Raw genomic sequence first — 16,110 nt, 5'->3', positions numbered from 1 at the left:
GATGACATCCCGTGAAGCGCCTCGGGGTCAAGCCCCGTGGTAGTCGCCTTGCCATTCTGTAGACGGCGGAGTATTCTCGCTACCGCACGTACGGATGGGTTGCTCGCGTTCGCTCAGTAGTGTTTAGCGCGGTACTGCTTGCCGAGTTCGGTCGTGAAGTCGGTCAGTCGCACCACGTCGTCGGCCGTGAGGTCGTCGTACTGCTCGACGTAGCTCTCGGCGTCCGCGCGCTCGGCGTAGGGGACCGGGTTCGTCTTCATCGGCAGGTCTGAGACGCGCTCGCCGTTCGTTTCGAGGACGAACCACGCCTCGAGCGCGTCGATTAGCTCGTCGGTGCCGTAGTCGTGAACCCACGCGGAGACGATACCGTCCTGCTCGCGCTCGTCGGCGAACGCGGCGGTGTCGGCGTAGAACGCGCCGAGACACCCCGGCGAACAGGGGAACTCGCGCCCGCCGTCCTCGAAGGCGACCTGCGCGTTGGCGTCCGGGAACTTCGCCGGTTGCATCCCGCAGACCGGACAGGTCGCGTCGTCGGGGACCTCCACGGCGTCGAGGACCGACGAATCGGTCGCGTCGGGGAGGAACCGCCCGCGGTAGGTGGCCGCGAGCGCCGCGTCGAAGGCGTCGAACCCGACGATAGCGTGTTTCGTCAGGTCGTCGTACTCGGCGACGTAGCTCTCGGCGTCGGCCTCCTCGGCGAACGGGAGTGGGTTGCCGCTCATCGGGCCACCAGCCCGCTCGTCGTCGGGGTCGAGGACCCAACTCGCGGTGGTCGCGTCCACGAGGTCCGTCGTGGTCCGGTCGCGCGCCCAGGCGTTCGCCACGTCGTCGCCGGTCGCGCCGTCCACGAACTGCCCGGGTTTCGCGGCGAGCGTGACCAGACATCCCGGCGAGCAGGTGAACGCTCGCCGTCCGCCGTCGCCCTCGAGCGTGAGTTGGGCGTTCCACTCGGGGAAGTTTGCGACGGTCATGTTACAGACCGCACACCGATCTGACTCGGTCGGTTCCGCGGGTTCGTCGAGAGCGACCGAGTCGGTCGTCTCCGATTCGGTCGCGGTCTGGGTCGCCTCCGTCTGGTCGGTGGTTCCCGTCTGGTCCGTGGTCGTCTCGGACGTGCCACCGTTCCCGGTACAGCCAGCCAGTCCCGCACCGAGCGCGACTGCACCGGTCGTCAGCACCGTCCGGCGGTCGATGACTCGGCCGTCGTCGTTACTCATACCGTACTCTACCACCCGGAGTCTAATGAGTGGGTTGGCACGATTCTCGAAATCGAGGGAAGAGGAGGTGACCCCGCGATACGAACCGCGGGCCGTCGTCGCTCAGTGAAGCCCCATCGCTTCGATTTGTTCCTGATACCGGTTCCGAATCGTGACCTCCGTCACCTGCGCGACCTCCGCGACCTCGCGCTGGGTCTTCTTCTCGTTACACAACAGCGACGCCGCGTATATCGCCGCGGCCGCGAACCCCGTCGGCGACTTGCCCGAGAGGAGGCCCTGCTCGGCGGACTTGTCGATAATCTCGTTGGCCTTCACCTTCACCTCCTCGCTCACGCCGAGGTCTGAACTGAACCGCGGCACGTACTCCTTGGGGTCGACGGGCTTCATCTCCAAGCCGAGTTCCTGCGCGACGTACCGATACGTCCGGCCTATCTCCTTCTTCTCGACCCGGGAAACCTCGGCGACCTCGTCGAGACTCCGCGGGATGCCCTCCTGGCGACACCCGGCGTAGAGACAACTGGTTGCGACGCCCTCGATGGACCGGCCGCGAATCAGGTCCTCCTTGAGCGCGCGCCGGTAGATGACCGACGAGACCTCCCGGACCGACCGCGGGACGCCCAGCGCCGAGGCCATGCGGTCGATTTCGCTGAGCGCGAACTGGAGGTTGCGCTCGCCCGCGTCCTTGGTTCGGATGCGCTCCTGCCACTTCCGGAGGCGACTCATCTGACTCCGCTTCTCCGACGAGAGCGACCGACCGTAGGCGTCCTTGTTCTTCCAGTCGATTTGGGTCGTCAGCCCCTTGTCGTGCATCGTCTGGGTGGTCGGGGCACCGACCCGACTCTTACTCTCGCGCTCGCTGTGATTGAACGCACGCCACTCTGGCCCGCGGTCAATCATCTGCTCCTCGATAACGAGTCCACAGTCCTCGCAGACGACCTCGTTACTATCACCGCTCGTAACGAGGTTTCCGGAACTGCATTCGGGACACTGCTGGCTCTCTTGTTCCTCCTCGGTAGTTTCTTCGTTCGACGCGGATTCGTGCGTCCGCTCACGCTGGCGATTTGGCCGGGGCATTAACTTGACCCATACATAGTAGTCTCCTCGTCTAATAAGTAAGGTTTTGCTCGGCGGACGGAAGACGCGCGTTTCAAGCCCTCCTCTCGCTCGAAGTCGTCGCTAACGACCGCAGAAAGGGTTATTTTCCCTACATAAGACTAGCCCCCGGTGCGCTCCGTTCCTTTCGCGTCCGGGCGACCCGGTACTACTAACCGCCCCAAATTCTGCGTCTCGCTACTGCCCCACGACTCGTCTCGCCCACGCGTCTCGCCAGTCGTCCACGTGTTCGGCGAGCGCGTCGTAGCTGAACTGGACCGGTTCGTCGGGGACGTGGGCGTACTGCCGAACGTCCGGCGGGAGCGAGGCGTTCTCGACGGTCGGGATTCCGACGTTCTTGACCGCGGTCTTGCGCTGGACCTCGGGGTCGAGGAGGAAGGCCGCGAACTTCCGGACCAGTTCGTCGCGCTCCGTCGTCGCAAACTTCCCCACGCCGTCGACGTAGGCGTAGCCCTGGTCGTTCGGGAAGCCGATTTGGTGGCGTCGCATGTCCACGTCCTTCTCGGCGGCGTACACCTGATCTGTCGAGTACGAGACCACCATCGGTGCCTCCTCGTTCGAGTAAGCGGTGTAGGCGTCGCTCCACGACCCCAGCACGCGGACCTCGTTGTCCATCAGTCGCTCCCAGTAGTCGAGGTAGGAGTCCGGGCCTTTCTCCTGTATCGTCCAGAGGAGAAAGAGTAGTCCCGTTGTCGTACTCTGGGGGTTCGCCAGTAGGAGCGAGTCGCGGTACTCCTCGGTGGCCAGCGCGTCGAACGTCGCCGGTTCCGACACTTCCCGCTCGTCGTAGACGATGCAGACGTAGGAGGCCCCGGTCGGCAGGACCCGTCGCTGCGGGTCGAAGTGGTAGGCGTCGGCGATATTCTCGGCGTTCTCGACCGCTCCGGTGTCGAACCCCGAGAACAGCGGCCTGTCGAGGACGCTGTCGGCCCGAACCAAGTCCTCCGGCGTGATGCCGACGTAGGCGTCGGCACCGAGGTCCACGCCCTCCTTGCGGCGTTGGACGAACCCCGTGAGTTCGTTCTCCGGCACGACCCATTCGAGCGTGGCGTCGTGGCGCTTCTCGAACTCGTCTTTTATCCACGCCCCGGCGCTGGTACTCGGCGCGTCCACGAACGACCCGTAGGTCCCGACCCGGAGCGTGTTCGGCGACGGCGACCGCAACGCCCCGCCGACGCACCCGCTGGCCAGCACGGTGGCCGCGGCCGCGCTTCCGCCGAGGAGTTCCCGACGGGTGACGGCCTTCTTTCTCCCGCTCATCGGTCGCTCACCGCCTCTCGCCCGAGGTGCGTCTCGACGCGCTCGACTTTCTCCTCGACGGCGAGGTCCTCCTCGCGGAAGTGGTCGATTTTCAGGCTGGTCATCGTTCTGGTCGCGTCGATGGCCTCCGTCGCGGCCTGCGCCGCGTCGAACACCTCGCCGAGGTCGTCGGCCTCGATGGTGGTCTCCATCGGGTTCGTCTCGTAGCGCACGTCGAACTCCTCGAGCGCGTCGATGGCCGCCGCGATTTCGGCGTCGAAGTCGGCCTCCGGGTCGTCGAGCGGTGCGACAGTCAGCATCGCCGTCACGGTCATGTCGCCGACTACTGATTATCGACTCATATAACCCGGTGATTGTACTCGGTGATTGCGCCTGCACTCAGACCGGGAGTCCGACGGCGTCGCTCGTCGCCGCGTAGGACAGCCAAATCGTGCCGCCGACCACCAACAGCGCGTAGAGCGCGTCGAACCAGAGATAGCTCAGGTAGTGCCAGACGTACAGCGCCGCGACGACGAGAAAGCCGAAGCGCGCGAACCACGAGGTTCGCCACTCCCGCTTTGCGTGTTCGTAGACGTTCTCGGCGTCGTCCTTCGAGGGCATCGCGTGCCACGCGAACGAGAACGCCAGCCACGCTGGCGGCCCCGTCGCGTAGGCGAACAGCCCCATCCCCGTCGCTCGCGTCACGGACAGCAGGACGCCCGCGACGACCGCGAACGCGACCGCCAAGAGCGTGTTGACCGTGAACGGCGCGAGGCTAATCCAGAACGCGTCGTCGTACCGGGACGGTTGCTCGTGGCGCACGAAGCCGTTCGGCGACCGGAGTTGGAAGTAACAGACCTCCCGAATCTGTAAGTCGCGTTTCTGGCACGCTCGTTCGTGGGCGTACTCGTGGGCGACGACGCCCGGAAACGTCGCCAGCGCGATGAGGACACCCGGAATGAGCATGGATGGACGAACGCAGAAGGGGCGTATAAATTATCGGATTCTTATCACGGGGTCGGTCGCGGTGACGCGAGTGGACGCCGCGACGAGGCTGTCGGAAACGATACCAAAGCATTGTTTTGTTATGTTTAAGAAATAATTACCTGTCTTTACGGTCGGCTTTCGTCTACGGGCACCCGAGCGAAGAGGAGAAGGGTAGTTTCGGGAACTCACGATGGCTCTGCTGAAATCACCTGTCACCGACCGTAACCCCGACCCGACCGACACCTCCGAGGCCGTGACTAATGACGAACTGTAAAGTACGTCGATTGGCTTCTCCCGGTTATGACCACGCTCCGTGACGACGGAGGAGCCCGGCCGTCGTCGCTCTCAGGCCGGTTCTCGCCCGAGGAGGTCAGCATGGCTGTGGCCATGCGTGGGTTCCGCTCCGAGCGAGCGAAATCGCTCGCTCGGCTCTGTCGGGACCGCGGTAACTGGAACGACGCCAAGCGCGTCTGGTACCAAGAGCGCCTGTCGAACCGTAGCACGCGGGGGCGTTCTCGGAACATCTACCGCGTGCTGCGGTCTCGGTTCCAGCACGCGCCGCCGAGTCTGTCTAACCCCGCGGACCTCGGTGCGGTGTTCGACGCCTGTACGACGGCGCGGGACGAGACCCACTCGTGGGTCGAAAGCTATCCTGACGCGGAGGGAGCGTAGCGATGGGCCGCGAGTGGTTCGCGGACGCGCCCCAGGAGGTCGCGGAGTCGGTCCGAATCGACCGAACTGGCCGGACGGACCGGAGTCACGCCGACGACGGCCATCGAGCCGAGGCCATCGAGTCCTACCGCGTGACCGCCGACTCGCGGCGCTTCCTCGGGGAGTTCGTGAATCGGCTCCTCGGCGAGACCGACGACGTGCGCACGGGGGCGAACCACTGGCTCTACGGCTACTACGGAACTGGGAAGAGCCACACGCTGGCGGTCCTCGACAGCCTGCTGGACACCGAGTGGCTCCGCGGTCGCGCCGACCGAGTCTGGGACAAACTCGCCCCGGAAGAAGTAGACGACGCAGGGGCGGAGTCCGACGCGGCCGACCTCGGCGACCTCCGTACCGGGTGGGAACGGGTCCACGACGACTATCACGTCGTCCCGATTTCGGTCAACCTGCTGAAGTATCGGGGACAGAAACACCGGAGCTTCAGCGAGAGTATTCTCCGGCACGCCCATCAGAACCCCGTTCTCACGGGCGTCGATGACGAGATTTCGACCGGCCTCTCCTCGCACCTCGACGTCGCGTACTTCGAGGAGTGGTACCGAACCACCGATTCGTGGGACGACCGACAGGACCGAGCGGCCGAAATCGTGGCCGAAAAGACGCCCGACTCGCCCCAGTACGACTGGCGGACCGCGGACCTCTGGGAGGATATCCAGCGGTACAGCGCGCTCTCGGATATCGTCCTGCCGGAACTCTTCGAGGAGGCGACCGGCACGCGCGACGGCTACGCCGACCTCCGGCCCTCCGACATCGGCCCCGAGGAGGCCGTCGAGCGGCTGGAATCGCTCCGGGTCGAGCGCGAGGAGGAACTCGGCGACCCCGTCAAACTCGTCCTCCTGCTCGACGAGGTCGGCCGCTTCGTCGGCACCGACTTCGAGCGCCTGACCGAGTTGCAGACCCTCGCCGAGAACGTGGACGACGTGGGCGACGGCGACATCCAACTGGTTGCGACCGCGCAGGCCCAAATCGAGGACGTCCGACCCGAGTTCGCGGCCCACGGCGCGGACTTCAGCATCGTGAAAGACCGGTTTCCCCACCGGTACCAACTGTCGAGCGAACACGTCAGCGACGTCGCCGAGCGCCGCCTCCTCCGGAAGTCCGAGACCGGCGAACAGGCAGTCCGCAACGTCCTCGCAGACGCCGACGTGAAACCGACCGAGTCGCTGGTCCACAACGAAGTCAAGCGCAACACCAAGCCGCCCCTCGACGCCATCGACGCCGAGGAACTGGTGGCCTTCTACCCCTTTCTGCCGTACCACGCGCCGCTGTTCCTCGAAATCCTGTGCAACCTCCGCCGGGAAGCCGCCGGTCCCGCCAAATCCATCTTCTCGGGGACGGCGCGGGCGGTTCCCGCGCTGATGCACGAACTCCTCGAATCGTGGATTGAGAAGGGCGAGCGCGACCGCCTGCTTTCGCTGGTCGATTTCTTCGACCAGATTCAGCCGGAACTCTGGGACCTCCTCCCGCAGGACGTGCGCGTCGTCGTGGGAACGGAAGAGGCCGACGGGACGGCGAAAGGCGAGCGGCCTGACAGAGCAACGCCCGACGAGGTACGGGCAATCAAAGACGAGGTCTACGACGACGACAGCGACATCGAGGAGTTCGACCTGCGGGTCGCAAAGGCGCTCGTCCTGCTCCGGCGCGTCCACGACATCGTCCCGCTGAACGAGGGCAACATCGCGGTGGCGGTGATGTCTGACCTCGACGGGAAGTCGCGGATACGCACCGCCAACCGGGTCGAGGAGTCGCTCGACCGCCTCCAGAAGTTCGTCCGACCGACCCGAGACGAGGGCGGCCCGCGCTACCGGTTCGCAACCCGAGACGAGCGCGCCATCTACGACCACACCGAACGGAGGGAAGCGAACCCAGACTGGGACGAAATCGTCGGCGCGCTGGACGACCACCTCTGGGAGCGCCTCGCGCAGGACCTCGCGCTACCGGAGTCGGTGCCCTACGGCGAGTCCGGCGACGAGTACCCCGTCTCGTACAACTTCGCGCTCGACGGGACCGACTTCGAGACCACCCGCGAAGCCGAGGGCGGACTCGCGGTCGACGTGGCGGTGCAGGGCGTGCGCCCGAACTCGACCACCGAGCGAACCGCCGAGGACACCCTCTACTGGGAAATCGACACCGACGGGCTACAGGACCTGCGAAAGCGCCTCGTGGAGTGGTGGGCGCTCCGTGACGCGACCGAGGACCGCGCGGTACCCCCCGCAGTCGAGCGCGACCTCGAACAGCGAGCGAGCGCGGTCCGGCGCAAACTGGTCGCCGCGATGACCAGCGGGTCGTACACCGTCAAGGACCGCACCGACGTTTCGGGCCTCTCGAAGGCGGTCCGAATCGCGGTCGACGTCGCGTACCCCGACGACTTCCACCCGATGTTGCTCCAAGTGGACGAGACCCGACTCCGAGAACTCCGGGAACTCGACAGCGGCGACCCCCTCCCGGCGTGGGCGCGGACGATTCAGGTCCCCTCGCCCGACCACGAGGCGAACCGGGGCAAACAGACCATCCAGCGAAACGTCCTGTCGCTCACCGGCCGACAGCTCGAAGACCGCGAGGAGGGCCTCGAACTGACGACGGTCCTCGACGGAATCGCCGAGCGCAAGCCCTTCTACGACGACGCCCGGCCCGCGCTCCGTGCGATTCTCTGGGGCTTCTGCCGGAAGGGCCGACTACTCCCCGTGGACGAGGCGGGCAACACGCTCGAAGACGAGGCCCTCCTCGATTCCGACGCGCTCTCGACCACGAGGCTGACGCTCCTGCCTCGCAGACCGCTCGGGAAGATGCTCGAAGACGGCGGGTTCAAGGAGACGACCGAGACCGTCGCCGACGGTCTCATCGCGCTCCAAGACGCCAACCGCGGAATCGAGTCGCGCCTCACCGACCTCCGCGAGGACGTGGAACTGGTCGCCGAACTCGACGTTCGGACCGACGCGGTCGCGGGACTCCTCGATGCCTTCGCCGACGAGTTGGCGACCAGAGCCGACCGCGCCGCCGACCGACTCGCCGTCGCCAAGTCGCAGGGCGAGAAACTGGGGGAAGCCATCGAGGAGACCAACGACGCCCGAGAGTGGCTCGAAACAGTCGCCGACGTCTGGGACCGACGCCTCGCGTCGCTCTACCGACTCGACGCGGTCCTGACGGTCGGCGACGACCGATTCGACTGGGTGGACGAGCAGGCCCGAGACGCCGTCGAATCGCGGTCGGACGCGGTCGCGTCCTTCGAGGGCGAGTGGTGGACGACCGACGGCTGGAGCGCGTTCTCCAGCGAACTCGCCGGGGGCCGAACATCCGAGGACCTCGCGTCAGCACTCGAACGCTCGTGGGAGTCGTTCGCCGCCGACCGCGATTTGGACCGCCTCGTCGCCCGCATCGACGACCACCCGTGGGTCGTCCCTGTGACCGAGATTCCCGCCGGAGTCCACGCGACCTTCGAGGCGGAGTTCCTCACGCCGATGGGTCGCCTCCGGCGGTGGTACGAGACGATAGACCGCGCGATTGGCGCGCTCACCGACGAGCGCGACGGGGGCGAACGTGACGGGGACGAACGCGACGGAGACGAACGCGACGGGGACGAACGCGACACCGACGAACGCGACACCGACGAACTCCTCGAAGCGACCGACGACGTGGCGAAGCTCGACCCGCTGGCCGACGCCGTGAGCCCCAGTCCCGACGAGTTGGCGGTCCGACTCGACCGACTGTCCGCGGTCGTCGGCGACCGGGGAATCGAGGAGGTGGGCCGAATCGGCATCGTCCCCGGCGACCGACAGGGTCTCGAAGACCACTTGGGGAGACTCGTCGCCGAGCGAGAACTCGAAATCGAGGAGACCGACCACGGAGTGATTGTTCGATGAGCGGCGACACCGCATCGCCGTACCGAGAGTTCAAAGAGGAGATTCTCGCCTTCGCGCAGGGGCGACGCGGCATCCGCAACCCGGTCGTCGTCGCGGCGGTCGAGCCCGCGGTCGAGCATCGAGCCGGCGGCCGGTTGGCGTCGTGGGCGAGTGACGGAAGCGGCGCGGACGGGACGAGCGCGGAAACCGAGGAACCCCCCTCGATTCCCGACGAGGTGACTGTCCAGCCGATTTGGCTGGACGAACTCCTCGCGCGGACCGACGTGTACAACCTGCTGGTGGACCTCGGCGAACCGCTGGCCGAACTCGAAGCCGAAGACGGCGTGTCGGTGGGCCAGCGCGTCGAGAGGACGATGCAGGACCGACTCGCCGAGGAGTTGGTCTGGGAGATAGTCACCGCGGAAGTCGAGGAGGCCGAGTTGAACGAGCAGAGTCACGTTCTCCTCCTGCTCGACCTCGGGAGCCTCTCTCCCTACACTCGCGCCTCGGAACTGCTGGACGAACTCGACCGGCGGAGCGTCGAGTCAACCGTCGCCGCTCTCGTCCCCGTCCCGGGCGACGCTGTCGGCGGGAAGGGACGTTTCTTCGGCGGCGACTCGCGCCACTGCTACCCGGCACACCAGATAGACGGGCCGATTCGGGGGGAACACCTGCGACGATGACGATTTCGAACCTCTTCCACAGCGACCCGACGCGACGACTCGAAGAAGTACAGAAAGTCAACGCGCGCGAGAGAGCCGAGACCGACGTGCGCGAGTTCTACGAGACCGACAGCGCCGAGCGCGTCCTGCGTCGGCTCGGCGAGACCATCGAAATCCACCCCGGCGAGGCGGCGCGGTTCCTCTACGTCCACGCCACGTTCGGGTCCGGCAAGACCCACCTCCTGAAACTGGTCGGTCTCGTCGCGGGCGACTCGGAGTTCTCGCATCTGGGCGACCGACTCGCCGAGCAGTGGCCCGGATTCGGCGACCTCCGGCGCTCGATTGAAGCCTCGCACGCCGACAGCCTTCGCCCGGTCTTCCTGAATCTCCTCGACCGCGACGCCTCCACGGAGCCGCCGCTTCCCTTCCTGATTTACGAGGCAATCGGCCGGGAGATGGGCTATCCGACCGACCCGAACTGGTTGTTGGAGTGGGCGTGGCGAGTGGACACCGAGTACGAGGGCGTCTGGGACGCGCTCGCGTCGTTCGAGCACGACGGCAGGACGTTCGAGGAGGTGCTCGACGAGCGCGCCTCGCTCCGGAGTTGGCTCTACGAGGCGCTCCCGGCGATGGCCGAGACGACCGGGACCGACCTCGACTCGCGGTCGGGCGTGAAAGCCTCCATCGAGGCGGCGGAGGCGGAAGCCGAACCCGAGTCGTTCGGCCCGGGAAATCTCGTCTCGCGGGTCGAGACCGCGACCGAGGAGCTGAACGCCGGAGAGGCGAGAACCGAACTCCTGCTGGGGCTGGACGAGGTCGCGCTGTTCGTCGGCGACAGCCCCCACCGCTATCGGGAGTTCGAGGAGACGATGGCGGCGCTCCAGCGCGGGCCGAATCCGGTGGTCGTCACGACCGGTCAGTACTCGCTGCCGGAGACGCGCGAGAAGTTGGTCGGCGAACCGCCCGAGGACCACTGGACGCACCGACAGGTGCCCCTAGAGGGTGCCGACACCGAGATTATCGTCCGCAAGCGCTGGCTCCAGAAGGGGTCCGCGGGCGAGGACCGGGTCGAGTCGCTGCTGGCCTCGATGCCGGACCTGTCGCTCTCCACTCACTCGTCGGTGACGAGCGCCGACCCGGACCCGGTCGAGTCCTACCCCTTCCGCGAGTACGACCTCTCGCTTTTGCGGTCGGTGATGCAGGAGCTAATTACGCAGGGTCGGGAGACCGCTACGCAGGGTCGAAAGGCAGACCGAGACTACGTTCAGGGCCGGGCGCTGTTGGTGTTGGTCCGGTCGCTGTTCACCAAGTTCGGGTGGGCCGACGCCGAGGAGGGCGAGCTGGTCACGTGGGACGTGCTGTTCGACCTGCTGGTCGAGGAGACGACCGGCGTCCCGCCGTGGGTCCAAGAGATGATAGACAACACGCTGGTGCCCACCTTCGGCGGCGAGACGGAACGCGCAGAAGCGCGGGGGGACAGGCGGGGAGACGTGCGGGAAGCGACGTGGGAGGTCCGACTCGCCAAGGCGCTGTACCTCCTCAACCAGACGCCAGCGGTGCCCTCGACGCCGGAGAACCTCGGGCGGCTGATGGTCGGCGACGCGTCGGCGTCGGTCGAGGCGGTCGTGGAACGGACGAGAGAAGGGCTGGAGAGTCTCGCCGACGAACAGAAGGTCCTCACCGAGACGACCGACGAGGGCGAGGAGGTCTACACGCTGGTCTCCGAGGAGCAGGAGACCATCCTGAGCCGCGCGCAGGACCGGGCGGCCGAGATTTCGCCCCACCAGCTGTCGGCGCGGCTCGAAGCACGCCTGCGGGAGAACGACGACCTCCTCCGGAGCGACGGGAGCCGCCACGAGGTTGACGTGGGCGACGAGCGACTGGTTCCCCTCCGGTACGACTACTCGGTCCTCGAACCCGTGGACCGCGCGCCCGCCCCGGAGTACGACGCGCTCCGGATTCGCGTGCTGGCCGACGACCCCGAGACGCTCGGAGAGCAGGTCGAAGCGTGGCAGGAGGTCAACGACGGCCGCGAGGGCGGCGAACGCGTGCTGGTCGCCATCGAGGTGAGCGAGAAGGTACTCGACCGGATTCGGAACGTCGTCGGGATGGGGCGGGTGCTGGAAGCAGAGACCGAGTCCCACGAGGAGTTAGAGAAAGAGTACCGGGCCGACGAGCGCCGACTCGAAGCCGACGTGAACGAGCGTCTGGAATCGGCCGGGGTCTACACCGTTCACGACTATCGGGGGGAACGAGACAGCGCGCTGGAGCGGACCGTCGCCGACGAGGCGGACGCGGTGTTCGGGTCGGCGAGAAAGACCCTTTCGCGGCCCCTCGTGGAGGTAGACGACGCGAAGGCGATGGCGAAGTTCTTCCGGGGGAGCGGCGAGTGGCCACTCTCGGCCGCCGACGCCGCGATGCTCGGGGTCGATACCGACGCCGCCGAGGTCACGGACACCGGGTGGTGCCGGGCGTTCGTGGACCGGTACGAGTCCCGGAAAGCGCTCGACGTCGAGACGCTACTCCGCCAGACGACGAGTGCGACCGGCGCGTATCGCGGGACGCCGCGCGAATCCATCGTGGCGCTGTTGGTGACGCTTGCGACCTCCAACGAGGCGGTCGCGCTCAAGCGCGACACCGAGTTCGTGACCGACCCGGCCGAAATCGGGCGACAGGTCCGGACCGAGGGCCGATTGACCGCGTTGCAGGTCCGCTTCGGCGTCGCGGTCATCGACCCGAAGCAGGTCCGGCGACTCGCCGCGGTCGTGCTGGACGAACGGCCGAGCGGCGAGGGACCGGACGAGTGGCTGGCCGAACTCGGCCGCTGGGTGGACGAGAACAGCGCCACGGTCAAGCGGACGCTCGTGGGCGCTCGCCGGGAGTTCGACGCGAATCTCGACGCCTTCGAGGAGACGATTGACCCCGCTCTCGTCGGGGAGGACCTCTCGACGTCCGACCTCGACAGCGACGACGACCTCGACGGCCTCCTCGCCGAGGCCGAGACCTTCGCCGCCGCGCGCGACCTCCTCGCGCTCGGTGGCGACGGAGGGGTTGTCGCCGACGGGACGAGCCTGTGGGCTCGGTTCACCGACGCGCTGGACGTGATGACCTCGCTGTACCCGAGTGCAGAGATTACCGCTGGCATGCGCGAGACTGCGGAGGCCGAGTCGATACCGAGCGCCGCCAGCGTCGAAGAGCGTATCCGAGACGCCGAGGGCCACCGCGTCGACGTGGTCTCGGCCCAGTACCGCCGGATTACCGGCGAGGACGCGACCCAGCCGTCTCCCGCGGAGATTTGCGAGGCCCTGACGGCGTGGCTTCGGGAGAACGAGGAGACCGTCCGCGGTCTCCTCGACGCGGCGGAAGCCGAGTTCGAGGAGGTGGCGCTCGGGGACCTCCGGGCGACGTTCGAGGCGGTCTGGGACGGCGCGGCCCTGACCGAGCGCGAGGTGGTCGCGTCGGCCGCGGTCCGGCAGGCCGAGAGATACGAGCGCGCTCGCCGACTGCTCGAAGACGCGAAGGAACCGGAGTCGCCGGAGGGGCCGGATTCCGGCGGCGAGACGTGGGCCGACCTCCGTCGCGCGGCCGACCGACTCCGGCGGGAGCTTCCGAACGCCGACGTGACCGACGAGGTTGCTTCAGCGGTCGAGGCCGACGAGGGGTCGGACGCCGAGCGACCGAGCGAGGCGCGGGCCGAGGAACTGCTCGCCGAGGCCAACCCCGTCTTGGACCGTCTCGACCGGGTTCGGGAGCGACTGAACGAGTTGGACGACGGGAGTATCGTGTTGGTCGAGGACGGCGGCGGGGACTGATTCGCACTCTCAAACCATCCTTAGCCTATTTCAAAGAAATTTTTATAATTGCTAAAGAAATGAAATCGTTGTTTTCTGGACGACGCCCGGTTCTCTCACGCCGAGATTTTGCCATCGGTACTCGAATGCATCCTGCCCGCGTTGGAGACTCGACTCACCGTCCGGCAACGCAGAATTTCTGCACAGTCTACAATGTTCAAACATTGTGAAAAGTGGAGCCCGCTCGGCATGCAATAATACCCGAGTGCGACGCACCGCTAAGTATCGTCCTCGACAGCGTCCCTCCCTCCCGATTCTACGCTCGCATCCCCGGAGAAATAGAAGATGCCGGGAATGAGCGTTTACGCCTCACAGACCTCGCAGTCGGCGACGTGGCGGTAGTAGACCAGCCCGCCGAGCGCGAGGACCGACACGACGCCCAGAATCGGTCGGTAGGGGTCGAAGTAGGTCATCAGCGTCGAACTGCCGAACAGCGCCAGCAGGAAGACGTTGCAAATCGGGCACCCGAACGCCAGAAAGCCGCCGACGACGCCGCCGAGGGCTAGCCCGTCGTTGCCCGCCCGGTTCTTCGTCCACTCTTGGACCGCGTAGGCCCCGACGAGCAGCGACGTGAGGACCAGAAACACGTAGTCCGGCACCGTCCGCGGGACCATCCGCACGTAGATGGGATTCGGAACGAGGCCGGTCACGACACCGAAGAGGGTGAACGCGCCGACGCTGACGCCGAGTCCCTTTGCGAGTTGCGTCCGAGTCGCTTCCATGGAGTGGACGGAACGACCCGCCGAAGGCTTATAAACGATTGGCCTTCGGAGCGGCGTGGTGTCGATGAGAGGCGTCACTCCTCGGCCAACCGCATCGCAACGCTGTACATCTCGCCCACCGACTCCTCGCCGATGGATTCGACCAGACGGTCGGCCTCCTCGCACAGCGGTCCACCCAGTTCGTCGGGCAACCGCTCGGCGGCCGAGCGCGCGACCTCGGCGTGGGCCTCGACGTGGCTCTCGGTCCACGGAACCGGGTCCAGCAGAGTCCTCCTCCGGTCGAACACCCACCCGTATCCCGCGAACAGTCGCCGGAGCGCCGCTGGCGGGTAGAACGTGAGCGCGGGCCGACCGTCGGCCAACTCGGTGGCGGCGTCCTCGACCGAAAAGAGGTCCCGCATCTCGGCGTCGTCGGGAAGCGGCGCGTAGTCGTCCACCACGAGGTGGCAGTCCGACTCTGCGACCCGGGTCAGCTCCGAGGCCACGGCGTCCAGCGACTCCGGCGGGAGGACGTTGAACAGGCCGTGTGCCGTGATAACGTCAACCGAGTCGTCGGCCAGCGGGAGGTCGCGCAGGTCCGCTTCGAGGAGGGCGGCGCGGTCGGATTCGTCGGGGCCGCCCGGTCCGACCCGCTCGCGGACAGTTCTGGCGTGGTCGGCGTCGTTCGTCACGGCGTAGACTCGACGGGCACCCGCGTCGAGGAGTCCCGCGGTGGTGTTCCCGACGCCCGCCCCTGCTTCGAGGCAAGTCGCGCCCGCTACCGGGCGGTCTTCGAGCGCGGTCGTGACAGTCTCCGGCACGTCCATCGTCCCCGGTTAGTGGTGCAGCTGCTCGGGCACCGGACTCTCGTCGTGGCGCAGGCGCTCGACCAGCGAGCGCTGGGCCGACTCGTCCATCCCGTCGTAGCGCCGGGCGGCGTCGAGGACCATCGCCACCAGTTTGGGGTCGCCCGGACTGACGACGCTGGTCAGCCCCTGGGCGGCCGCGAAGTCGAATCGCTCCTCGATTTCGGCGGGCGTGTCCACCGGTTCGTACCAGTTGGCGTAGGGCCGGTCGGCCTCGGGGAGTTCGTCGGTCGGCGGCCACGGTCCCTCGGCGAACGCCTTGATGCCGAGCGTGCCGACGTTCTGTTCGTCGGCGCGCTCCAGCACGGCCTCGTAGTCGTGGTCCTCGCCGTCTTTCCCCACGACCACCGGGTTCAGCGGGAACATCACGGTTTCGAGGTCGTCGATGCGGTTCATCGCGTCGAGGATGAGTTGGGGGTTCCCGTGGCTGGTCAGGCCGATGTGGTCGATGAGGCCCTCGTCTCGCGCGTCGCGGAAGGCTTCGAGCGCGCCGTCCTCGCCCGTGATGGTGTCCAACTCCTCGTCGTATTCGAGACCGTGGACCTGATAGAGGTCGATGGTCTCGACTCCGAGGCGGTCGAGCGAGCGTTCGAGTTTCCGGCGCGCGCCGTCGTAGTCGCGGGCCTGCGTCTTGCACCCGAGGAAGATGTCCTCGCGGTGCTGGCGGAGTTTCGGGCCGAGCTTCAACTCCGCGTCGCCGTAGGTCGGAGCCACGTCGAAGTGGTTGACTCCTCGGTCGAGGAGCAACTCGACCATCTGGTCCGCGCCGTCCTGTTCGAGCCAGTTGAGCGCGATGGCTCCGAAGGTCAGCACGCTACTCTCGTGTCCCGTGTCGCCGAGCGAGCGCGTCTCCATATCGGCTGTTCGGCGGCGGAGTACATAAACGTGAGACGAGGCGGCCGGTCC

12 protein-coding genes are annotated in these 16,110 nt (G+C 66.8%); 4 read left to right on the top strand and 8 right to left on the bottom strand.

All coding sequences use genetic code 11. The features are described 5' to 3' along the window. Nucleotides 1-113: 113 nt before the first annotated feature. The 5 genes from EPL01_RS03140 to EPL01_RS03120 form a co-directional block, all read right to left on the bottom strand. Nucleotides 114-1,217 carry a nitrous oxide reductase accessory protein NosL gene (locus tag EPL01_RS03140; protein ID WP_135823798.1) on the bottom strand — a complete coding sequence of 368 codons (1,104 nt, stop codon included), beginning with the start codon at nucleotides 1,215-1,217 and terminating at the stop codon, nucleotides 114-116. A 102-nt stretch (nucleotides 1,218-1,319) separates the two neighbouring features. Then, nucleotides 1,320-2,291: a transcription initiation factor IIB gene (locus EPL01_RS03135; protein ID WP_135823797.1), complete on the bottom strand. Its 972-nt coding sequence runs from the start codon at nucleotides 2,289-2,291 to the stop codon at nucleotides 1,320-1,322. A 216-nt stretch (nucleotides 2,292-2,507) separates the two neighbouring features. Continuing rightward, entirely contained in the window at nucleotides 2,508-3,590 is a 1,083-nt protein-coding gene (locus tag EPL01_RS03130; RefSeq protein WP_135823796.1) for a thiamine ABC transporter substrate-binding protein, read from the bottom strand. Next, nucleotides 3,587-3,904 (bottom strand): thiamine-binding protein, encoded by a 318-nt coding sequence (locus tag EPL01_RS03125; protein ID WP_135823795.1) that lies wholly within the window; start codon nucleotides 3,902-3,904, stop codon nucleotides 3,587-3,589. The genes EPL01_RS03130 and EPL01_RS03125 overlap by 4 nt, the downstream gene beginning before the upstream one ends. 64 nt (nucleotides 3,905-3,968) lie before the next feature. Next, nucleotides 3,969-4,535: a hypothetical protein gene (locus EPL01_RS03120; protein WP_135823794.1), complete on the bottom strand. Its 567-nt coding sequence runs from the start codon at nucleotides 4,533-4,535 to the stop codon at nucleotides 3,969-3,971. A gap of 321 nt (nucleotides 4,536-4,856) precedes the next feature. Here EPL01_RS03120 and EPL01_RS03115 point away from each other — a divergent pair, with 321 nt between their 5' ends. The 4 genes from EPL01_RS03115 to EPL01_RS03100 are packed head-to-tail and all read left to right on the top strand — an operon-like array spanning nucleotide 4,857 to nucleotide 13,598. Then, complete coding sequence (locus EPL01_RS03115) at nucleotides 4,857-5,228, top strand: hypothetical protein (protein ID WP_135823793.1); 372 nt, start codon at nucleotides 4,857-4,859, stop codon at nucleotides 5,226-5,228. A 2-nt stretch (nucleotides 5,229-5,230) separates the two neighbouring features. Continuing rightward, complete coding sequence (locus EPL01_RS03110; protein ID WP_135823792.1) at nucleotides 5,231-9,145, top strand: hypothetical protein; 3,915 nt, start codon at nucleotides 5,231-5,233, stop codon at nucleotides 9,143-9,145. Beyond that, on the top strand, nucleotides 9,142-9,807 hold the full coding sequence (locus EPL01_RS03105; protein ID WP_135823791.1) for a DUF1788 domain-containing protein: 666 nt from the start codon (nucleotides 9,142-9,144) through the stop codon (nucleotides 9,805-9,807). Before EPL01_RS03110 ends, EPL01_RS03105 begins: the two co-directional genes overlap by 4 nt. Then, nucleotides 9,804-13,598, top strand: coding sequence for a hypothetical protein (locus tag EPL01_RS03100; RefSeq protein WP_135823790.1), 3,795 nt, complete (start codon nucleotides 9,804-9,806; stop codon nucleotides 13,596-13,598). Before EPL01_RS03105 ends, EPL01_RS03100 begins: the two co-directional genes overlap by 4 nt. A gap of 341 nt (nucleotides 13,599-13,939) precedes the next feature. Here the strand turns inward: EPL01_RS03100 and EPL01_RS03095 are convergent, their stop codons facing one another. The 3 genes from EPL01_RS03095 to EPL01_RS03085 form a co-directional block, all read right to left on the bottom strand. Beyond that, nucleotides 13,940-14,359: a hypothetical protein gene (locus EPL01_RS03095; protein WP_135823789.1), complete on the bottom strand. Its 420-nt coding sequence runs from the start codon at nucleotides 14,357-14,359 to the stop codon at nucleotides 13,940-13,942. Between the two features lie 74 nt (nucleotides 14,360-14,433). Next, nucleotides 14,434-15,165, bottom strand: coding sequence for a class I SAM-dependent methyltransferase (locus EPL01_RS03090; RefSeq protein ID WP_135823788.1), 732 nt, complete (start codon nucleotides 15,163-15,165; stop codon nucleotides 14,434-14,436). Nucleotides 15,166-15,174: 9 nt separating this feature from the next. After that, entirely contained in the window at nucleotides 15,175-16,059 is an 885-nt protein-coding gene (locus EPL01_RS03085; protein ID WP_135823787.1) for an aldo/keto reductase, read from the bottom strand. Nucleotides 16,060-16,110: the final 51 nt, after the last annotated feature.

Source organism: Halorussus ruber (assembly GCF_004765785.1).
Classification (GTDB): Archaea; Halobacteriota; Halobacteria; order Halobacteriales; family Haladaptataceae; genus Halorussus; species Halorussus ruber.
The sequence above is the reverse complement of the archived record's forward strand: the minus strand, read 5'-3'. Positions and strand labels throughout refer to the sequence as shown.